At 36.2% G+C, this 20,111-nt stretch carries 23 protein-coding genes; 15 read left to right on the forward strand and 8 right to left on the reverse strand.

Features of this window, described 5'->3' with window-relative positions:
- The first annotated feature begins 91 nt into the window (after positions 1-91).
- Positions 92-1,150, forward strand: coding sequence for a ribosome small subunit-dependent GTPase A (gene rsgA, locus BN999_RS08105; RefSeq protein WP_096270886.1), 1,059 nt, complete (start codon positions 92-94; stop codon positions 1,148-1,150).
- Positions 1,151-1,186: 36 nt separating this feature from the next.
- Here rsgA and BN999_RS08110 read toward each other — a convergent pair whose 3' ends face one another.
- From BN999_RS08110 to BN999_RS08120, 3 genes are all read right to left on the reverse strand, one after another.
- Complete coding sequence (locus tag BN999_RS08110) at positions 1,187-1,798, reverse strand: hypothetical protein (RefSeq protein ID WP_141249047.1); 612 nt, start codon at positions 1,796-1,798, stop codon at positions 1,187-1,189.
- A gap of 120 nt (positions 1,799-1,918) precedes the next feature.
- A complete protein-coding gene (locus tag BN999_RS08115; RefSeq protein WP_096270888.1) occupies positions 1,919-2,458 on the reverse strand; it encodes an HD domain-containing protein in 540 nt (179 codons plus the stop codon).
- Positions 2,459-2,475: 17 nt separating this feature from the next.
- Positions 2,476-3,072, reverse strand: coding sequence for a TetR/AcrR family transcriptional regulator (locus BN999_RS08120; RefSeq protein WP_096270889.1), 597 nt, complete (start codon positions 3,070-3,072; stop codon positions 2,476-2,478).
- Between the two features lie 82 nt (positions 3,073-3,154).
- Here BN999_RS08120 and BN999_RS08125 point away from each other — a divergent pair, with 82 nt between their 5' ends.
- From BN999_RS08125 to murB, 11 genes are all read left to right on the forward strand, one after another.
- Positions 3,155-3,691, forward strand: coding sequence for a hypothetical protein (locus tag BN999_RS08125; protein WP_096270890.1), 537 nt, complete (start codon positions 3,155-3,157; stop codon positions 3,689-3,691).
- A gap of 88 nt (positions 3,692-3,779) precedes the next feature.
- Positions 3,780-4,832, forward strand: a complete 1,053-nt coding sequence (gene fni, locus BN999_RS08130; RefSeq protein ID WP_096270891.1) for a type 2 isopentenyl-diphosphate Delta-isomerase — start codon at positions 3,780-3,782, stop codon at positions 4,830-4,832.
- A 174-nt stretch (positions 4,833-5,006) separates the two neighbouring features.
- Positions 5,007-5,726, forward strand: a complete 720-nt coding sequence (locus BN999_RS08135) for a DsbA family oxidoreductase (RefSeq protein ID WP_096270892.1) — start codon at positions 5,007-5,009, stop codon at positions 5,724-5,726.
- Positions 5,727-5,952: 226 nt separating this feature from the next.
- Positions 5,953-6,906: an ABC transporter permease gene (locus BN999_RS08140; protein WP_096270893.1), complete on the forward strand. Its 954-nt coding sequence runs from the start codon at positions 5,953-5,955 to the stop codon at positions 6,904-6,906.
- A complete protein-coding gene (locus BN999_RS08145) occupies positions 6,896-7,846 on the forward strand; it encodes an iron chelate uptake ABC transporter family permease subunit (protein ID WP_096270894.1) in 951 nt (316 codons plus the stop codon). The genes BN999_RS08140 and BN999_RS08145 overlap by 11 nt, the downstream gene beginning before the upstream one ends.
- Positions 7,840-8,595 (forward strand): iron ABC transporter ATP-binding protein, encoded by a 756-nt coding sequence (locus BN999_RS08150; protein ID WP_096270895.1) that lies wholly within the window; start codon positions 7,840-7,842, stop codon positions 8,593-8,595. The genes BN999_RS08145 and BN999_RS08150 overlap by 7 nt, the downstream gene beginning before the upstream one ends.
- Positions 8,596-8,980: 385 nt before the next feature.
- Complete coding sequence (locus BN999_RS08155; RefSeq protein ID WP_096270896.1) at positions 8,981-9,922, forward strand: siderophore ABC transporter substrate-binding protein; 942 nt, start codon at positions 8,981-8,983, stop codon at positions 9,920-9,922.
- Between the two features lie 186 nt (positions 9,923-10,108).
- A complete protein-coding gene (gene tnpA / locus BN999_RS08160; protein ID WP_096270897.1) occupies positions 10,109-10,579 on the forward strand; it encodes an IS200/IS605 family transposase in 471 nt (156 codons plus the stop codon).
- 211 nt (positions 10,580-10,790) lie between these two features.
- On the forward strand, positions 10,791-11,486 hold the full coding sequence (locus tag BN999_RS08165; RefSeq protein WP_176481916.1) for a SurA N-terminal domain-containing protein: 696 nt from the start codon (positions 10,791-10,793) through the stop codon (positions 11,484-11,486).
- 313 nt (positions 11,487-11,799) lie between these two features.
- Positions 11,800-12,180, forward strand: a complete 381-nt coding sequence (locus BN999_RS08170) for a YbaN family protein (RefSeq protein ID WP_096270899.1) — start codon at positions 11,800-11,802, stop codon at positions 12,178-12,180.
- Between the two features lie 133 nt (positions 12,181-12,313).
- Positions 12,314-13,231, forward strand: a complete 918-nt coding sequence (gene murB, locus BN999_RS08175) for a UDP-N-acetylmuramate dehydrogenase (protein ID WP_255247421.1) — start codon at positions 12,314-12,316, stop codon at positions 13,229-13,231.
- Between the two features lie 111 nt (positions 13,232-13,342).
- Here murB and ehuA read toward each other — a convergent pair whose 3' ends face one another.
- From ehuA to ehuB, 4 genes are all read right to left on the reverse strand, one after another.
- Complete coding sequence (gene ehuA / locus BN999_RS08180; RefSeq protein ID WP_096270900.1) at positions 13,343-14,161, reverse strand: ectoine/hydroxyectoine ABC transporter ATP-binding protein EhuA; 819 nt, start codon at positions 14,159-14,161, stop codon at positions 13,343-13,345.
- A complete protein-coding gene (gene ehuD, locus BN999_RS08185; RefSeq protein ID WP_096270901.1) occupies positions 14,161-14,874 on the reverse strand; it encodes an ectoine/hydroxyectoine ABC transporter permease subunit EhuD in 714 nt (237 codons plus the stop codon). Before ehuD ends, ehuA begins: the two co-directional genes overlap by 1 nt.
- Positions 14,874-15,536, reverse strand: a complete 663-nt coding sequence (locus tag BN999_RS08190; protein ID WP_255247422.1) for an amino acid ABC transporter permease — start codon at positions 15,534-15,536, stop codon at positions 14,874-14,876. Before BN999_RS08190 ends, ehuD begins: the two co-directional genes overlap by 1 nt.
- A gap of 786 nt (positions 15,537-16,322) precedes the next feature.
- The gene (gene ehuB, locus BN999_RS08195) at positions 16,323-17,183 is read right to left on the reverse strand and encodes an ectoine/hydroxyectoine ABC transporter substrate-binding protein EhuB (RefSeq protein WP_096270902.1); all 861 of its coding nucleotides are present in this window, start codon (positions 17,181-17,183) and stop codon (positions 16,323-16,325) included.
- Positions 17,184-17,593: 410 nt separating this feature from the next.
- On the opposite strand from ehuB, the gene ytzI reads away from it, so the two are divergent.
- Positions 17,594-17,773 (forward strand): YtzI protein, encoded by a 180-nt coding sequence (ytzI, locus tag BN999_RS08200; protein WP_096270903.1) that lies wholly within the window; start codon positions 17,594-17,596, stop codon positions 17,771-17,773.
- Between the two features lie 57 nt (positions 17,774-17,830).
- Here ytzI and BN999_RS08205 read toward each other — a convergent pair whose 3' ends face one another.
- On the reverse strand, positions 17,831-18,802 hold the full coding sequence (locus tag BN999_RS08205; protein WP_096270904.1) for a ring-cleaving dioxygenase: 972 nt from the start codon (positions 18,800-18,802) through the stop codon (positions 17,831-17,833).
- 170 nt (positions 18,803-18,972) lie between these two features.
- On the opposite strand from BN999_RS08205, the gene BN999_RS08210 reads away from it, so the two are divergent.
- Both BN999_RS08210 and BN999_RS08215 read left to right on the forward strand, forming a co-directional pair.
- Positions 18,973-19,596, forward strand: a complete 624-nt coding sequence (locus BN999_RS08210; RefSeq protein WP_096270905.1) for a glycerol-3-phosphate acyltransferase — start codon at positions 18,973-18,975, stop codon at positions 19,594-19,596.
- 16 nt (positions 19,597-19,612) lie between these two features.
- Positions 19,613-20,098, forward strand: coding sequence for a DUF456 domain-containing protein (locus BN999_RS08215; protein WP_096270906.1), 486 nt, complete (start codon positions 19,613-19,615; stop codon positions 20,096-20,098).
- Positions 20,099-20,111 lie beyond the last annotated feature (13 nt).

The raw sequence follows: 20,111 nt of genomic DNA on the forward strand, positions 1-20,111 counted from the left end.
AAATGAGAATAAAACAGAATAAAACTTTTAAGGTGGAGGAACGGTCGGCATAAGAACGTATCCTCCATGAAATCCAAGGAGGAAAAACTACTTGCATAATTTAGTTAAAATAGGTTGGAAATCAGAACAAGATATCAATGAAGAACATATTGCCCGTGTGATTACGGTACAGAAGAATAGTTATCGTATTTCTGATGGTGAAATAGAATATCTAGCTCATTTAAGTGGAAAGTTCATGAATGAGGTGGATAGTCCGTTAGATTTCCCTTCGGTAGGTGATTGGGTAGAAGTACAGAAGTTAAAAGAAGAGATGAAGGCAGTTATCAAACAGGTTCTTCCGCGAAAAAGTCAATTCATTAGACAGGCAGCTGGATACAGAACCGATCCACAAGTTGTGGCTGCCAATATTGATTTGGTGTTTATTGTTAATTCCCTTAATCATGATCTTAATATGCGAAGAATTGAACGATATATGTTGTTAGCTTATGAAAGTGGAGCAACACCAATTGTATTATTAACAAAGAAGGATCAGGTTACGGAAGAGGAAGTACAACAGGCTATTGCAATGGTAAGTGAGGTTGCAATTGGTGTCCCTATTCTAACAATCAGCAGTTTGAATGGTGATGGCATAGAAGAGTTCATAAATCAATTACCAGCTGGAAAGACTGGAGCCCTTTTAGGTTCATCTGGTGTTGGTAAATCAACCTTAATCAATGCACTATTCGGTGAAAAGGTACAAGAAACAAAAGATATACGGGCAGATGATAGTAAAGGGCGTCATACGACGACACATCGAGAAATGTTTATGCTTCCAAATGGAGCAATGCTTATTGATACACCAGGAATGCGGGAAATCCAGCTGTGGGATGGAGAAGTAGGTGTGGAAACCACATTCCGAGATATTGAAGCTTTTGAGCAGGAATGTCGATTTGCAGATTGTAGCCATAATAGTGAACCTGGCTGCCGCGTTCAGGAGGCATTAGAAAATGGGGAACTATCTGATGAACGCTATAAAAGTTATGTGAAATTACAACGTGAAATTGCCTATGAAAAACGAAAGCAAGACCAAAAAGCTAAGCTTGAAGAAAAAAGCAAATGGAAGAAAATTAGCAAAACCCAAAGAGAAAATTATAAACGCAAAAGTAGATAAAAAGGCATTTGTCCGCATGGACAAATGCCTTTTGGCTTATAGAATTAAGTAGATAATTCGATAAACAAAATAGAAACCAGCAACAAATAAGATGGCCGTCTTGATATTGTTTTTTGCTATGAAAAGATATGAAGTTAAAAAGACAGCTAGTTCTAGTAGTGTATAAGCTAGTGAACTAAACCATGAATGAATGGTTACATCTAATAATTCTAAAGGAATGGAAATAACTAATAATAAACTAGGGATTACCAGTAATGATCCAAACTTTTCAAAGAAAAAGTTATAGTCATAGTTATTGCCGTTCTTAGAAGCCATGTTCTGGAAGACTAGCATTAATAATGCTAGTGCTACTCCGTAGGAAATAGTACTTTCAAAGTAGTCGAAATAGTCACCAAAACCAAAATACCTCAGTCCATCTAGATATCGAAAAATACCAACTACATTACTTAATAAAATGAGACCAAGAAAGGCAATTATTGTTATGAGTCCAAATTGATGTTTTCCTTTTGCTTCACCTGATAATAGATGACCTGGTTCTTTGATGGTTTGCATGACATATTGGAAGTAATTATCTAGTTGCCCTTTACTTTTAGGTTCTTCCGGTTTTTCTGCTAATACATTATTTTGATTGTCCATATTTCTATTCATTCCTCCAATACAAAATACTTATCTCCTATGATATATAAGTTTGAGGAGAAATTGTATAGCTTAATAGAAGAATGATTCATAAGTACCATAGTTTTCCAGTGTGTAGGTATAAAGTAGGTGTCATCTAAAAACGCGAGATACCACTTGCTCATACTCACTAAAGTAATCTGGTATTTCATGGGTAGATAATCCTGAATACATATGCTCTATAATGGACTCATTGTACCACTTCTGTTCTTCAAAACCTGCATTAAACTTGTCCCAAACAATCGGTCCTTGTAAGTGAAGGTCCTTTTCTAGTCCTAATAAATTATCTAGCTTATCCGCAACGATTAAGTACTTAATTTCTTTATCGGCAAGTTTGATGGTATCAATCGTATGTTGTTTACGTTCTTTCCACGATTTTGATTTATCCTCTGTATGGGCTAAAACGATACGAGCCACTCTATTCCCAAAATGTCTCTCAATGTCTTCAATCTCGTAAACAGTATCTTCTACTACATCATGAAGATAGCCTGCACAGACTAGTTCTTCTGAGAACCCTTCTTGCTCTAAACGTTCAGCTACCCGTATAGGGTGGGTAATATAGTCTGCATTTGAGTTTTTTCTTTTTTGTCCAGCATGTGCTTTAGTTGCAAAATTCTTTGCTTTCTCTTTCATTATTTACCACTCCTTATTTACACTTCCTTACAAAGGGATTGTAAATGGTACCTTAGTGTGAGAATCATTTCTTCATTGGTCAATGTATTTGGATGTAGGATATGATGTGTCGCTAATCCATCAATAAGAGCATGCAATCGAATTGCTTCTACATGTAAATCAACATCCTCTTTAAGTAATTGGAGAGAATCAAGGCTGTTAATTATCTTTTCAATACCTGTTCTCATCTGAATAAAAACATTCTTACTTAATTCTTCCAATCTCCGATCAACAAGAGTCTTTGCTGAGAAGACTAACCAAACCTCCATTTCAATTTTTCGATCTTCATCAATTGGAAGTACCTCTAATAATGCTTCCTGAAACAACTCGAGTGGCGGTTTGTCATCATTTTTGTTTTCAATCCTTTTTCTAACCCTTTCTGATACAAGTTCCATGGAAAACAAGAATAAATCAGATTGTGATGGAAAATAGTGACGTAGTGAACCCACCGATAAATTTGCTTCAGAAGCAATTTTACGTACGGATGCATTTTCTAGCCCTTCACGTACAATGACATTCCAAGTAGCTTCTGCGATTTTTATTTTTCTTTCATTATGATCTACAATCTTTGGCATAATTAAAGTATAGCACAGTTGTATTAAATAAAATATCTTGATATAGTATTAGTACAGTTGTATTAAAAAGGGGATGTGAAAATTGTTAGGATGGTTAATTATTGCCTGTGAAATTGGATTTTGGGTATTCGTTATTGCCGGATTATTTTCCAGATATATTCTAAAAAAGAAGCGGCTTAGCAACTTTCTTCTAATATGTACACCAATTGTAGATTTAGTACTCTTAATCGTGACTTTTATCGATTTAAAGAATGGTGCAGTAGCGACTACCGTTCATGGTATCGCGGCTATATATATTGGAGTGAGTGTTGCATTTGGACATCAAATGATAGCTTGGGCTGATAAACAATTCTCTTATTACTTTGCCGGGGGAGAGAAGCCAATTAGAGGGAAAAAGTATGGAGCTGAACATGCAAAACATGAACTTGTAGGATGGTTTAGGCATTTTTTAGCATGGTGTTTGGGTAGTCTAATATTGTTTGGTATTATCATGCTTATTAATAATACAGCTCAAACTGAAGCACTTATTGGTACACTTAAGCTATGGTCAATCGTGTTAGTTGTCGACTTTCTTATTAGCTTTAGTTATACCATTTTTCCAAGGAAGGCTCCGAGCTAAGTAAGCTCAGGGATTTCATCACTTTACTTTCAATCCCTTGGAGAAACAAGTAAACTGTAGGTAGATAATTTGGATTGGAAGTGTGAATATGGCTGAACAAGGAATTAATAAACGTAAAACAGAGCACATTCGATTATGCCTTACTGATCAGGTAGAAGGTGTGAATAAATCAACTGGATTAGAAGGAATATCATTCATCCATAATGCATTACCAGAAATTAATTTTAATGATATTAATATAAAGACTACCTTTTTAAATAAAGAACTTCAGGCTCCTTTCTTAGTTAGTTCGATGACAGGTGGGTCAGAGCTAGCGACAGAGATAAATCAGAACCTTGCGTTGGCAGCGGAACAAAGAGGATGGGCCATTGCATTAGGCTCCACAAGAGCATTACTTGAGAGTGATAAACATCAAGATTCCTTTTTAATACGAAAACAAGCTCCTTCTGTTCCATTAATAGCAAACCTTGGTGCTGTACAACTGAATTACGGGTATGGTGTAGAGCATGCACAAAAGATTGTAGACTTAACCGAAGCGGATGCACTGTATCTTCATTTAAATACGTTACAAGAAGTGATTCAGGATGAAGGGGATCTAAACTTTGATAACCTACTTCCTAAAATTGAGGCAGTGTGTAAGTCGTTATCCGTTCCGGTTGGTGTAAAAGAAGTTGGATTTGGAATTGATGGCATCATTGCCAAGCAACTCCGAGACGTGGGTGTATCATTCATAGATGTGGCCGGCGCTGGAGGTACATCCTGGAGCCAAGTAGAAAAATTGAGGTCACAAGACCCATTACGAAAAGCTGCAGCGGAAGCCTTTAATAGTTGGGGAATTCCTACAAAAGATTGTATTGTTTCCGTTCGTAGCAAATTAGAGGATGTTCCGTTAGTTGCAAGTGGTGGGATGAAGACTGGTCTAGATGCTGCAAAAGCTATTACAATTGGAGCGGACGTTATTGGTTTTGCAAGATCACTACTCCAAGCGGCAACAGAATCAGTTGAGGCTGTTGTGAAGGTAATGGAGCAAATTGAATTTGAATTAAAGATTGCCATGTTTGGAATAGGCGTAAGAGATTTGAGTGAACTAAAGAATACGAATCGAGTTACTATTATGGGTAGATCCCTCTTAGACGAATAATATATAACTATAAAAAGGAGAGAAGATATATCATCTTTTCTCCTTTTTAATGCTTATATAGCGTTCATTTTATTGATAGTTGTTACATTTGAGTATCCCTAGTAAGCACAACATTATTATGACTAAAGAAGGATATGCTAAAATAACCATAAGCAAAAGAGAGAGGTGCGGTAAATGAAAATCGAGATTTGGTCTGACTTCGTATGCCCATTTTGCTATATTGGGAAACGAAGGCTTGAACTAGCATTGGATAAGTTTGAACACCGAGACCATGTAAAAATTGAATTTAAAAGCTATGAGCTGGATCCAAATGCTAAAAGCAAGCCGAATCAAAATATTCATGAGTATCTTGCATCCAGAAAAGGAATGTCTTTAGAACATGCAATACAGATGAATGAGAATGTAGGAAAACAAGCTGCAACAGTTGGGTTAACATATAATTTTGATACGATGCAACACACAAACACTTTTGATGCACATCGCCTTGTAAAATATGCAGAAACTAAAAAACTTGGCAATGAATTAACTGAGAAGCTATTACATGCATACTTTACTAATTCGGATTTAATAAGTGACCCTGGAACATTAAAAGGGCTTGCTATGGAAGTAGGACTTAATGGAGATGATGTAGACTGTTTGTTAGAGACGGGACGTTATGGTAATCGAGTTCGGGAAGACCAGGAACTTGCAAGACAAATTGGCGTACAAGGTGTACCTTTCTTTGTGTTTAATGAGAAGTATGCTATCTCAGGTGCTCAGTCACAAGATGTATTCTCCCAAGTACTTGCAAAGGTTTGGGAAGAAGAAGTAAATGATCCCTCATTAAAATCGCTTTATAAAAAAGATTCAAAGACTTCTTATTGTACAGGAGAAGAATGCGACGTAGACGAATAATAGCTTAAGTAGCTTGCTAGGAATTTCCTATGCAGGCTTTTTGAATTTCTCAATTAATGTACAACTATTTCGTCTTTTGTAGAAATTTGTTTACCTTTTTTGGTTGACGGATAGGGCATATATGCTATACTCAATTTAGAGAAACTAATTGATAATGAATCTCATTCTTAATTAGAATCAATTAAATATAATAATCATTATTAATAGATGAAAAGGGACTTTTCATATGAAATTACGTTACCTAATTATAGTACTGGTGATATTATCTTTTGTATCGGTTTTCATTGGGGTATCAAATGTATCACCTTTGGATTTATTTCATTTAACTGAGGAACAAATACAAATCTTATTGATTAGTAGAATACCAAGACTTGTAAGTATTCTAATTGCAGGTATGAGTATGGCTGTTGCAGGTTTAATTATGCAACAACTTAGTAGAAACAAATTTGTTTCCCCTACAACTGCAGGGACTTTAGACTCTGCTAGATTAGGTGTTCTAGTATCACTAATGATCTTCACGGCAGCAAGTCCATTACAGAGAATAACGATTTCCTTTGCATTTGCATTAGTTGGAACCTTTATTTTTATGAAAGTACTAGACCGAATTAAGTTTAAAGATGCTATCTTTATTCCACTCGTTGGTCTAATGTTTGGTAATATTATTAGTTCCATGGCAACTTTTATTGCGTATAAGAATGATTTAATTCAAAATATGTCCTCCTTTATGCAGGGCGATTTCTCCATGATTATGGGTGGAAATTATGAAGTGATTTATATCAGTCTACCAATCATGGCTATAGCATTCTTTTATGCTAACAAGTTTACAATTGCAGGTATGGGAGAGGACTTCTCCAAGAACCTTGGTCTTAACTACCGACAAGTAGTAAATATCGGGCTAGTAATTGTTGCGCTTGTCACAGCTTCCGTCGTCTTAACAGTTGGAATAATACCATTTTTGGGATTAATCATACCGAACATTGTTACGATCTATCAAGGAGATCATTTACGAAAAACACTCCTACACACAGCCTTACTAGGCGCAAATTTTGTTCTGTTATGTGATATCATTGGAAGAACAATTATCTACCCATATGAAATTCCAATTAGCCTAACGGTTGGTGTAATAGGTAGTGCAATTTTTATCTACCTATTGTTAAGGAGAAAGAAATATGGATTATAAGAAAAAAACAGTCATTTTAGCAGGTATTGCATTAGCACTTACCTTGTTGTATATTCTTTTCGATTTAAAAGGTAACATAGGTTATATATTGCCGAGGAGAATTATTAAGGTCTTGGCAATAGTGTTAACCGGAGGAGCTATTGCATTTGCAACTACTGTGTTTATGACGATAACAAACAACCGGATTCTAACACCTAGTGTACTAGGACTTGATTCATTATATATGTTAATTCAAACCTTTATTATCTTTGTTTTTGGATCTAACTCCATTGTAATGATGAATAGTAGTATTAACTATCTAATGTCGATTCTCATCATGATTTTATTTTCATTGGTGCTATATCGATTTCTCTTCAAAGGAGAGAAAAATAATATTTACTTCCTGCTCCTCATAGGTATGATTTTAGGAACATTTTTCAATAGCTTCACTTCATTTATGGAAGTACTTATCGATCCAAATGAATTTATGGTTGCGCAGGATAGAGGATTTGCTAGTATCAATAATGTCCATAAAGATTTAGTCTATCTTTCTATAGGAATTATCATTCTTGCCTTACTTTATTTCTGGCGTTTCTACAAATATTTGGATGTTCTAGCTTTGGGAAAAGATGATGCTGTTAATTTAGGAGTAAGTTATGATTATGTGGTCAAGCGACTTCTTATCATTGTTGCAGTGTTAACAGCTGTTGCAACAGCATTAGTAGGTCCGATAACATTTTTGGGGTTATTGGTAGTAAATATTACGTATGAATTCCTAAAGACATATCGTCACTTTTATATTATTCTAGCCTCTGTGTTTATTGGAATAATTGCACTTGTTGGTGGACAGTTTATTGTAGAAAACATCTTTACTTTCCAAACGACCATAAGTGTAATCATTAACTTTATTGGTGGCGTGTACTTTATCTATCTTTTGTTAAAGGAGAATCGATCATGGTAGAGGTAAAAAACCTATTGAAGACTTACAACCATAAAACGGTCGTTGATGATGTTACCTTGAAAATAGAAAAAGGTACCATGACATCATTTATTGGACCTAATGGTGCTGGGAAAAGTACGCTAATCTCCATAATCACTCGATTAATAGCAAAAGATTCTGGTGATATCCAAATTGATGGAAAAGATGTTCTGAAAACAGATAGTAATGAACTAGCTAAGAAGATATCTGTTCTGAAACAATCGAATTCCATTAACCTTAAGTTAACTGTTCGAGAGCTGGTTTCATTCGGGAGATTTCCATATTCTAAAGGAAAGCTAACGAAGGAAGATGAAAAGCAAATTGATGAAGCTCTTGAATATATGGAATTAACAGATATGGAGAATAAGTTCCTTGATGAGCTTAGTGGTGGGCAAAGACAGCGAGCACATATTGCTATGGTTATTGCTCAAGATACTGAATATATTTTTCTAGATGAACCGCTTAATAACTTAGATATGCGTCATTCTACGCAAATTATGAAGATATTAAGAAGATTAGTGGATGAATTAGGAAAAACGATCCTAATTGTTATTCATGATATCAACTTCGCATCTTGTTACTCTGATAATATTGTAGCACTTAAGGATGGGAAGATTGTGAAACAGGGTCGTGCATGTGATGTTATCGATGCATGTGTCTTGAAAGAGCTTTATGACATGGATATTGAAATCCAACAAGTTGGAGATAAGCGTATCTGTGTCTATTATTAATTGTTTAAGATCTAATGTTGTATAAAAAAATAAATGGAGATTGTTACTCCATGAAAAAAAGCCCTTCATAATGGGGGCAATAAACATTACCGGACCATTACAAAGGGACCTCACACCATTATCATACCCTATATTGTTGGTTTGGTAAATGCTTATGCCCATATTTCGTATCTGGTTTCAGGCGAATTGAAATCTGGAAATCCTTTTGAGCGCTCAGGATTTCTCAAGGTTTTAGCCCATTTGCTGTTCGCTGGATAGATGCGATTACCATATTGAAGCGGGAATACATAGATAAAATATTCCCTTTTCGGATTTGAAAATTCCCTTTTATTTAGAGTAGTACAACATTAGCTTAAAAATATATATAACAAAAGGAGTTCTACTTATGAAGAAAAATCTTCTACTTATCAGCATTAGCCTATTACTTCTTATTCTTGCAGCATGCGGGAATACAGAAGATAATAATAATAATTCATCCGATTCTTCGGAAAAAATATCAATTGAGCATGAACTAGGGACTACAGTTGTTCCGGCTAATCCAGAGAAAGTGGTTGTATTTGATTTTGGTACATTAGATACATTAGACAAACTTGGTGTTAATGTTACAGCTGTACCACAAGGGAATATCCCAAGTTATCTGGAAAAATTTGAAAGTGATGAATATGAAAATGTAGGATCTTTAAAAGAACCTGACTTCGATAAACTTGCTGAAATAGATCCAGATTTAATTATTATTTCTGGTAGACAGGCTTCACTTTATGATCAACTATCAGAATTAGCACCAACCGTTCACCTTGGTGTAGATACTACTCGTTACATGGACTCATTTAAGGAAAACTTAGATGCAATTGGAAAGATTTTCAATAAAGATGATGAGGTCCAAACGGAGTTAGCAGCAATAGAGGAGTCTATTGCTGGCTTAAAGGAAAAAGCTGAGGGTAGCGGGATGAACTCCCTTATTATCTTAGCAAATGATGACAAGATTAGTGCTTATGGTCCAAATTCGAGGTTTGGATTAATCCATGATGTGTTTGGTGTTGAACCAGTAGACAAGGGGATTGAGGCTTCTACACATGGTATGAATGTAACATTTGAATATGTTGTAGAGAATGATCCTGATATGTTATATGTTATTGATCGTAGTGCAGTAGTCGAGGGTGGAAGTTCTTCGGCGAAACAGTTAGTCGAAAATAAACTTGTTGAAAATACGAAAGCATACCAGAATGATAATATCGTATATCTAAACCCTGATTATTGGTATTTATCAGGTGGCGGATTAGTCTCTGTTCAAGAAATGGTTAATGAAATTGATGCAAGCTTAAAATAGCATCCAAGGAGCGTTCCACACATGTGGGATGCTCTTTTTTATTATGTCATTTGAAAACCCCTGGCTATGCCGGGGGTTCCGGAGAGCTTATAGCGTGGTATTAAAATTAAAAAAGGCCTCTCTTCGTGATAAGATATAGTTGGTTTCCCGACCACTATATCAAATAAACGAAGGAGGCATGTCCCAATGAAGGACAAGAATAGTTTAGCACATACCACATGGAATTGTAAGTATCACATAGTGTTTGCACCGAAATACAGAAGACAAATTATATATGGAAAATACAAACAAAGTATAGGAAAAATAATAAGAGAATTATGCGAGAGAAAAGGTGTAACCATTCACGAGGCAAATGCATGTCGAGATCATATCCATATGTTAGTAAGTATCCCACCAAAGTTGAGTGTATCTCAGTTTATGGGATATTTAAAAGGGAAAAGCAGTTTAATGATATTCGACCGACATGCAAATTTAAAATATAAATATGGCAATCGAAAATTCTGGTGTCGAGGATTCTACGTCGATACAGTGGGCCGAAATAAGAAGCAAATAGAAGAATATATTAGGAATCAGCTCCGAGAAGATTATATGGCAGATCAATTAACGTTATTCGAAGATTTTGATCCATTCACGGGAGAAAAAAATAGAAAGATATAAGAGATTCTTTAGAATCAGTGCGTGGATGTGGTGCGTAAGGGGAAGCCGTTCAGTGGGCCTTTAAGGCCAAGGCCGGTAACAGAGGCTTCAAGCCGCAGAGCAAACCACCAGTTCACACTGGTGGTTTTGATTATGGAATAAAGCCCTTCCTTGCATTTTACATACCAACTATGTTTGAATAGAAATACAACTTTAGGAAATGAGGTATATCATGAAAAAGATTCTTAGCATACTTGTAATTGGGTTAATATTTTTATTAGCCGCTTGTGGTGACGATGAAAAGGAAGATAACGCTAGTAAAGAAGCTAATACAAATCCACAGGAAGTCAAAATGGAAAAAGACGAGATAGTTGCTGATGACAAAGTTGTAATTGAGATAAATGATACAGAAGTAAAAGGAGACCGCTATAATGCAGTCTATTTACAAACAAAAATGCGAGTAGCGCAATTTGGACAAGATACAGGAGATAAAGAAAATATTAAAGAAGTAACAATGAATGAGCTAATTGCTCAGGAGTTAATTAAACAGGAAGCAACAAAGAGTGGAATTGAAGTCTCTGATGAAGATGTTCAAAAAGAATTTGAAGAATTAAAATCTCAAAACGAGGATAACTTTAATGAGTATCTGGAGAAATTTAAGCTAACAGAGGAATCGTTAAAAGATCAAATTCGTTTTTCGCAAACATTAAGTAATTACATGGATCAAGAAATAAAAGTAGAAGAAGTGACAGATGAAGACATTAAAGAAACATACGAGCAATTAAAGAAAGATATGGATGATATCATGACTTTTGAAGAAGCAGAACCGATTATCAAAAATCAGTTAACATCCCAAAGAAAAGCAGATGCACTTCAACAAAAAGTAGAAGATCTAATGAAACAATCAGAAATCGAAAAACATATCTAATTAAATTGGGGACACATGCATATGTCATGTGTTCTTTATTTTTTGAAGTGACATATATCTTTTTGACAGGGTACTGGGATTAAGATGAAGAAAAGAAGGCCGCTATACATCCATTTAGCAATGAGATGAGATTACCACTGAAATAAGGAATGGAAGACTTCTAAACTCATTTCAACCGGGTTCGAGTTCAATCTAAATGATAGAAGTGGACTTACCAAGAAGTTTTCATAAAAAGTTACTTTTTTCAGCCAGAGTAAAAAATCCCGAGTGATATAATAAGGATGTAACAAAATCATAAAAAGCTGGTGTTGATATGTATATAAAAAGACTATTATTAGTAATCTCAGGGCTACTATCCTTGGGACTTGCCGTCATAGGAATCTTCTTACCATTAATACCAACAACGCCATTATTATTACTCTCAGCTGCCTGCTTCATAAGAAGCTCAGATAGATTATACCAGTGGTTAATCACAAATAAGTACCTAGGCCCATATATTAAAAATTATCGAGAAGGTAAAGGGATTCCATTAAGCGCAAAAATTGTCGGTGTATCCTTATTATGGATATCTATGCTCTTTACCATCTTTTTTGTAGTTCCGTTAGTTGCTGTAAAACTACTACTCGCTGGAATTGCTGGCTATTTCACATGGTTTATTTTAAAACAAAAAACCTTAATAAAAGTCCATCATTAATTACTAGGTATGCATTCGTAATACTGGCATATAAATACGGTAGTGTGTAATTAAAAGGTGGCATGAAAACAAAAAATAACCTACAATAGTACAGATGGTTAATATAAGCAATTTTACAAAGGAATGATTTTTAGTGAACAATCATCATGTCTATGAAAAACTGATTAACATTACATCAGAGCAAAATGTGATGGTTAATGAGCCTTTAAAGAATCATACGTATACACGACTTGGCGGAAGAGCCGATTTACTGGTAACACCAGAAACATATGAGCAAGTTAGAGAGATAGTAAAGCTTGCTAACGAAGAGGGAGTACCATTTACATTACTTGGAAATGGCTCGAACTTGATTGTTAAAGATGGTGGTATTCGTGGTATTGTAATGAATTTAAATAAATTAAACGAAATTAAAACCGATGGGACTAAAGTGATTGCCCAAAGTGGTGCAAGAATAATTGACACATCTCGCGAGGCATTAAAGCAACATCTAACTGGTTTAGAATTTGCTTGTGGTATACCTGGTTCTGTTGGCGGGGCCCTGTATATGAATGCTGGCGCCTATGGTGGAGAGGTAAAGGATTGTTTAGAAAGCGCAATTGTGATCGATAGAAATGGTGATTTACTATCACTGAATGCGGATGAGTTAGATTTGGAGTATCGTCGAAGTAATATACCTGACAAAGGATATATTGTGTTAGAAGGTACATTCGCTCTAGAAGAAGGTAATTATGAGGAAATAAAGGCGATTATGGATGATTTAACTTTCAAACGTGAGTCAAAACAGCCACTTGAATATCCTTCCTGTGGAAGTGTGTTTAAACGTCCTCCAGGCTATTTTGCCGGTAAGTTAATTCAAGATAGTGGACTTCAAGGCAAACAGATCGGTGGAGCACAAGTATCATTAAAACATGCAGGATTTATTGTAAATAAGGATAATGCAACAGCAGATGAATATATTCGATTGATTCGTCATGTTCAATCTACTGTAAAAGATAAATTTGGGGTTACGCTTGAACGTGAAGTTCGAATTATCGGTGAAGATTTAGAATAAAAAAAGTGAAGCTGTGCGATAGACGCACAGCTTCTTTTAATATCAAGGGGAAGATATTTACTTTATTACTATTACCAAAAATGGTTTATATTAAACCTAAAAAATACTAGATTAACTTCTAAAACGATATAAGAACTGCTGTAATCGCTCATTATCCGATTCCTCAAGAACCTCGCTTGGCGTTCCTTCTTCTGCAATTACACCATCATCTAAGAAAATAACTCGATCTGCTACTTCCAATGCAAAATCCATTTCATGTGTAACCAGTACCATTGCCATTTCACCTTCTTCAGCAATGTCACGAATAACCTCTAGAACTTCACCAACTAACTCTGGATCAAGTGCTGAGGTAACTTCGTCAAATAGCATGATTTTGGGTCTCATTACTAAGGCACGAGCCATTGCAACACGTTGCTTTTGTCCTCCTGATAATTGGCTTGGATAATTATCTAGCTTATCCCCTAGTCCAACCTTTTCAAGCATCTCAATTGAACGGCGCTTGGCACTTTCTTTATCTTCTTTTTGCACTTGTATGGGTGCGGTCATACAATTTTGTAGAATAGTCATATGTGGAAAAAGGTTAAAGTGCTGGAACACCATTCCTATCTCGCCACGAACTTCACGTAGATGTTTCTCATTTGCGGGAACAAGTTTCCCATTTTTTTCCATATGACAAAGATTTTTACCATCCACAATAATTTCACCTGAAGTGGGTTGTTCTAAGGTCATCAGCATTCGAATGATGGTTGTTTTACCAGATCCACTTGGACCAATCAACGCCACTTTCTCACCTGGGTAAATATCTAAATCAAGCCCTTTTAGAACTTCCACATCCCCAAATGATTTGTGGACATTCTTGTATTCTACAATAGGACCCGTATTGGATGAGTAAGAACCTGAACTATTTTTTTCTTTCACTGAGTCAACCATTATACTACCGCTCCTTTATTCTCCTGAATCGCTGCTTTTTTATCAAAGCGGCGGTTCAATTTCTTTTCCAATTTATTAATTAAGATTGCTGAAGGATAACTTAACAGTAAGAAGATTAGCGCCACGATCGTATAGGATTCTAGCATGCGGAAGTTATCCGTTCCATATGTTTGTGCTAGAGCTAAGATACCTACGACCCCAATTGTGGATGCAAGAGGCACTTCTTTAAACATAATGATTAAGTAATTCCCAAGCATTGGAATTGTTGGTGGAATTGCTTGTGGTAATATGATTTTAGTCCACTTTTGTCTAGTTGAAAAGTTTAATGCAGTAGAAGCTTCCCACTGTCCCTTATCAACACCCTCTATCCCCGAACGATACACTTCACCAATATACGTACTAAAGTGTATACCAAGTCCTAGAATAGCACTTTCAAAAGAAGTGAGGGACACACCGATTCCTGGTATCATTGGCCAAGCATAATAAATAAAGAATAATTGAATTAATGGCGGTGTGGAGCGAATAAATTCCATTACCCATGTTACTAGCCAGTTGACGGGTTTAAACTTAATTCTTCTCAAAAAGACCCAAACAAATCCAAATAGCAAAGCAAATAAAAAACATGCAAATGTTAGTCCGACTGTAACCCAAATACCTTGTAATATATAGGGAAAGGCTTCAAAGAACATATCCCATTTCCAGTTTATATTCATTAACTAGCCACTCCTCTCTTCGAAATCTGCTCCCCTTTACGAGTAAGGAAGATTAGTGGCAATGCCATAATAAAGTAGAAGATTAGTAATAGTAAATACACAGTAGGCGCAGCCGATAAATTAGTACTTCTTAAAATGTTTCCATGATATAAAATATCTGTCATTCCAATCAATGAAACGAGTGATGTTGCTTTAAGTATTTGAATGAGATAATTTCCAAACTCAGGTAACATCATGCGAAGAGCTTGCGGGAAGATAACAATTCTCATGCGTTGTGCTCGTGAAAGGTTTAATGCAATGGATGCCTCTGTTTGTCCTTTTTCTACTGCCAGAATGGATCCACGAACAATCTCAGACATATATGCTCCGTAATTTAGTGAAATGGCTAATACACCTGCCATGAGTCGATTATCAATACCAACATCAAATAGCATCGGAATGGCATAGTAGAGCCAAAATAATTGAACAATTAGAGAGGTACCCCTAAATATTTCAACATAAACACCGGTTCCCCCTCTAACGAATTTGTTATTGGATACTCGACAAAGACCTGCAATGAAAGCGAACAGATAGCTAAATATAGCAGAAAATATAAACACGGTTATCGTAATATTAATCCCCCTCATTAACACGGGGAAAACTTCTATTATTGCATTAATCATAATCACTCCTTTTGAAAAGCTCTGCTGCTCTTGCAATGAAGAGCATGAGCTAGAAAACTTGAGATCACTAATAAGCATCTATTTGATTGTAATCATACAGTTTGAAACTATTTTATTAGAAACTGTGCGGCTAGTATTCTTTTTGGGAGCACCATACCCGCTACGGAAATACACTCCGCTTTCCGCGGGCGGCTGGTGAGCCTCCTCGCGCTTACGCACTGCGGGGTCTCACCGATGCCTATCCTCCCGCAGGAGTCTCCGTGTATTTCCTTCGCTAGTAATAAGTGATTAAGGGCAATAGAATCACTTAAATCCAAAACATGATCAATAACTAACAATAATTAGAAAACTAAACCAGCGCAGGCAGAATACGAAGACTTCTCGAAAATAAAGAGCAATTTTCTTCGTGCGATGATTATGCTGCCGAAGCCTTCCTTGGGACTGCGATTACTCGCCCCACCGAAAACCATTGTCCTGCGGGAAAAGCACGTGTCCGAAGACCCCGCAGCGGTGAACTTTCCGCGAGGAGGCTGAGGCCGTGCCCGCGGCAAGGTAGACACTGCGATGGTCTTTTCGAGCAGATGTCGCCCCTGTGCTGGCAGTAAAAGCGGAGTATTCTGCCGGAGCGGTATGTTACCAATACGCCCATTAATGACAGTCGTAACCGCGCAGTTTCTATCTACTATTTGTTAGATTAAACTAACCGGAAAAACAGACATTAAAAAACTCCACAGGGACTGACCCCCGGTTGGGGAGGAACCCTATGGAGTCTTGTTGAATCATGAATTAAATCTCACCGTTGCAGATTTTTTCAGTTGTAATTTCATCAGGAACAACATTCATTTGTGCACTGAAACCATTCTGTTCTAATAACTCTGCTACTGTACCATCGGCTTTTAAATCAGCAAGCGCTTCGTTATATGCATCTAGTAATTCTGTATCGTCTAAATTAAATGCTGCTGCACCGTAACTAGGTACGCCATCTACATCTGGTTGTTGGAAAGACTCTACGAACTCTAATTCATCTGTGCCTGCAGATTCAAATGCATCTTGAAGAGTAAATTGTGTTGCTGTTGTTGCATCTGCACGACCAGATTGAACTGCCGCAATAGAAGCTGGTATATCTGGAACTGAAAGAATTTGATCTGGATCTACACCAGCATCTTTTAAGAAATCATTTTCTGTAGCCCCTTGCATGACAGCTACAGTTACTTCCGGGTTGTTAGCAATATCTTCATAGCTTTCTAGATTAAGAGGGTTACCACTTTGTACAACTAATCCTTCTCCGTACATCATTTCTGGTTCACCAAATGCTGCGTTCTCACAACGATCAGGCTTAATTGCCATGCCAGCAGTTATAACATCGAATTGCCCAGCATTTAGTCCGGAAATAAGCTGACCAAATTCTAGTAATTCTGATTCTACTTCCTCTACGCCGAGTTCTGCAAAGACTGCTTTCGCAATATCTACTGCAGCACCTTTCAATTCTCCGTTTTCCTCATATGCATAAGGCTTTTCATTGGCAAACCCAATGGTGACCTTACCTTCTTCTTGAAGTTTGGACAATTTGCTTTCGTCCCCTGATCCACATGCTGCAACAAAAGCAACTGTTAAACTCAAGATCAGAGCTAATAATAATTTCTTCATAAAGTATAAAGACCTCCTAAAATATTTAAATACTCTAACTCCTAAGTTAGATGTATTGTTAACTTGATGAAAATTGTTAAAGGAAAGTAACTGAATGGGGTAGTATGTACGAGAAACCCAAATTAAGGAGTAGGTAAATAGTATGTTTAGTTGTAAACAGCTACAAATATAATGGTATCGGGTTCCAAAAGAGTATTCAAACTCGTTATTTTTAGATAATTTTAAATTATTTTGGATAGACAAGGATGTAACCGGAAGAGCTCTATTGTTCTTAAAGATACTAGTTTATTGTTATCTATGCTCTTAAATCCTCAAGATTCGACAGTAAGGTCAAGATAATTTAATCGTAATATTTCGGAATCGTGTTAGAATAGTACATAAAGAATTTAGTCAAAAAGGGGGAAATAGTCATGATTTGGGTAGTTGCAGTCATTTGTATCGTGATTACAGTAATTGTGGTCTATTTATCTATACTAACCTTAGATAAAGGGTATGGATATAAACATACCGTTGATCCACTACCAACGGATGTGGAAGAAGACAAGAAGAACAGTAATGAGGACTCGCCATCAGGTCCTACAAATAAATGAATAAAGACGTAACTTAACATGATAAAGCTCAGAGTATGGATTACTCTGAGCTTTAAACTAATTACTTGTATCTAACGGCTCTAACTTTGATTCAATTTCTTCTCTTCTATCCTCGAAGAATGGCGGTAATGCTAATTTTTCTCCCAGATGTTCGACTTCTTCGTCTGTTGCAAATCCAGGTCCATCTGTAGATAATTCAAAAAGAATTCGGTTCCACTCTCTAAAATATAGTGCCTTAAAATAATATCGGTCTACGATACCAGAGTTTGGTAGGCGTGCTTCTAATAAGCGTTGTCTCCACTTTTCTAGTTCTTCATCATTCTCTACACGAAAAGCAACGTGGTGAACACTTCCTCTGCCGGGTCTTTCTCTTGGTAAATCTCTCTGTTCTTCCACATGAACTTCAGCTCCCGTTCCACCCTCACCAGTAGAAAAGACAAGGATATCTTTTTCCCCTTGGATGTTGGATGGATAACTATCAACTTGCTTAAAAGATAGGACCTCTGTTAATACAGAAATCGTTGGTTTAGCATCCGGAACCGTAAGTTTTACAGGACCTAACCCGATAATACCATTTTCGATGGATGCACTACTATGTTCCCAAGGTTTCCCACCAGCGACCCCTTGATTATGCTCATCGGAAATTAATGTTAAACGTTGATTTTCTGGATCACGAAAATGTATTACTTTTCTTGTACCTTGTTCCGTTATTCCCTCATGTTTCACATTGAATTTATCAAAACGCTCAATCCAATATTCTAATGCTTTATCATTTGGTACACGCAAGGAGGTTCCTGAGATGCTATTATTCCCAGTGTGTGTCCTTCCAGCGTTTGGAATTTCAAAGAATGTAAGGTCCGTTCCTGGATTCCCGATTTCATCAGCGTAAAATAAATGATAGACAGAGGGGTCGTCTTGATTTATCGATTTCTTTACTAAGCGCATACCCAGTACTTTGGTATAAAATTCATAGTTATTTTTTGCATTTGCGGTTATAGCAGAGACGTGATGAATACCTTTTAGATACAATTTAGCCACTCCCTTAATTAAAATATCTCTAATTCGAGATAACTATATTTTACCTCAAGTAATAACCGAATGTCTACATACCTATCCCTTAAAAAGATTGTATCCATTTCTGATCAAGTATATTAAAATAATACTAGCACATGGTTAACAAAACAAAGGGGGAAAACATGATGTATGTCTTAATGAGTATTCTAATTGGTTATGTTTTCGGTTGTATTCATGGCTCTCAATTGGTTGGAAAATATAAAAAGATTGATATAAAAAAATCTGGAGTTAAGAACGCTGGCGCATCTAATACTACTATTCTGTTAGGTTGGAAATATGGCATTCTAGTCGCACTAATAGATATATTTAAAGGTACACTTGCTGTTTTGTTAATGCTCTATATCTTAAATGAACAGGGCATATCAGGAGACGCTCAAATCCTTTTAGTTTATATTGCAGCCTTGGCTGTTATTGTAGGGCATAACTTTCCAGTAACCATGAAATTTAGTGGTGGAAAAGGTACAGCATCACTTGTGGGGATATTACTCGCTATTGACTGGAAGATTGCATTGTTAGGTATAGGAATACTATTAATCTTCACATTCGCAACAGACTATTTGGTTATCGGTGTACTTATGATGTATATCTCATTTTTAGTTACCACGTATTATTTCTATGGAATTGAGCCAACAATGATAGTGGTCTTTCTGTCCTTACTAAGTGTTGTGAAACATTTGGAGAATTATAAACGTATTATCAGTAAGGAAGAGAAAAAGTTATCTAGCATGTTTCAGAAAAAGACAAAATAATAGTTGGGGGTAACAAATGGTCGATATTATTATTTGGATTATTATTGTTGCACTTTTTATACTAAGTTTTATCGGGGTTATCTATCCGATAATACCTTCTGTGCTCTTAATATGGATCGGCTTCTTATTGTTCCAGTTTGGTATTAATGGTGATGAATTAGGAATCATATTCTGGATCATAATGGTTGTATTTACTGTCATATTATTTGCAGCGGACATAATCGCTAATAGTTTCTTCGTTAAAAAGTTTGGTGGAAGTAAATGGGGAGAACGAGGTGCTGCAATCGCTGTAATCATTGGTTCCTTTATTATTCCGCCATTTGGTATTATCATAATTCCATTTATTACAGTACTTATCATCGAAATGGTACAGAAAAGGACCATCCAAGAAGCGTTTAAGGCGTCTATTGGTTCATTATTAGGCTTTCTAAGTGGAACCTTTGCAAAGGTATTTATTCAAATTGTGATGATTATACTGTTTGTGCTTAATGTAATATTCTAATTCTGATACAGCA

This window comes from Paucisalibacillus globulus, from assembly GCF_900184735.1.
In the GTDB taxonomy this organism is placed as follows: Bacteria; Bacillota; Bacilli; order Bacillales; family Amphibacillaceae; genus Ornithinibacillus; species Ornithinibacillus globulus_B.

Coding starts and splice junctions, on each gene's coding strand:
- BN999_RS08210 (WP_096270905.1), top strand. CDS start 18,973: ATGTATGTCTTAATGAGTATTCTAATTGGTTATGTTTTCGGTTGTATT.
- BN999_RS08170 (WP_096270899.1), top strand. CDS start 11,800: ATGTATATAAAAAGACTATTATTAGTAATCTCAGGGCTACTATCCTTG.
- BN999_RS08110 (WP_141249047.1), bottom strand. CDS start 1,798: ATGAATAGAAATATGGACAATCAAAATAATGTATTAGCAGAAAAACCG.
- BN999_RS08145 (WP_096270894.1), top strand. CDS start 6,896: ATGGATTATAAGAAAAAAACAGTCATTTTAGCAGGTATTGCATTAGCA.
- BN999_RS08120 (WP_096270889.1), bottom strand. CDS start 3,072: ATGCCAAAGATTGTAGATCATAATGAAAGAAAAATAAAAATCGCAGAA.
- fni (WP_096270891.1), top strand. CDS start 3,780: ATGGCTGAACAAGGAATTAATAAACGTAAAACAGAGCACATTCGATTA.
- BN999_RS08155 (WP_096270896.1), top strand. CDS start 8,981: ATGAAGAAAAATCTTCTACTTATCAGCATTAGCCTATTACTTCTTATT.
- ehuA (WP_096270900.1), bottom strand. CDS start 14,161: ATGGTTGACTCAGTGAAAGAAAAAAATAGTTCAGGTTCTTACTCATCC.
- tnpA (WP_096270897.1), top strand. CDS start 10,109: ATGAAGGACAAGAATAGTTTAGCACATACCACATGGAATTGTAAGTAT.
- BN999_RS08140 (WP_096270893.1), top strand. CDS start 5,953: ATGAAATTACGTTACCTAATTATAGTACTGGTGATATTATCTTTTGTA.
- BN999_RS08115 (WP_096270888.1), bottom strand. CDS start 2,458: ATGAAAGAGAAAGCAAAGAATTTTGCAACTAAAGCACATGCTGGACAA.
- BN999_RS08135 (WP_096270892.1), top strand. CDS start 5,007: ATGAAAATCGAGATTTGGTCTGACTTCGTATGCCCATTTTGCTATATT.
- BN999_RS08215 (WP_096270906.1), top strand. CDS start 19,613: ATGGTCGATATTATTATTTGGATTATTATTGTTGCACTTTTTATACTA.
- BN999_RS08165 (WP_176481916.1), top strand. CDS start 10,791: ATGAAAAAGATTCTTAGCATACTTGTAATTGGGTTAATATTTTTATTA.
- ehuD (WP_096270901.1), bottom strand. CDS start 14,874: ATGAATATAAACTGGAAATGGGATATGTTCTTTGAAGCCTTTCCCTAT.
- BN999_RS08190 (WP_255247422.1), bottom strand. CDS start 15,536: ATGATTAATGCAATAATAGAAGTTTTCCCCGTGTTAATGAGGGGGATT.
- ehuB (WP_096270902.1), bottom strand. CDS start 17,183: ATGAAGAAATTATTATTAGCTCTGATCTTGAGTTTAACAGTTGCTTTT.
- BN999_RS08150 (WP_096270895.1), top strand. CDS start 7,840: ATGGTAGAGGTAAAAAACCTATTGAAGACTTACAACCATAAAACGGTC.
- ytzI (WP_096270903.1), top strand. CDS start 17,594: ATGATTTGGGTAGTTGCAGTCATTTGTATCGTGATTACAGTAATTGTG.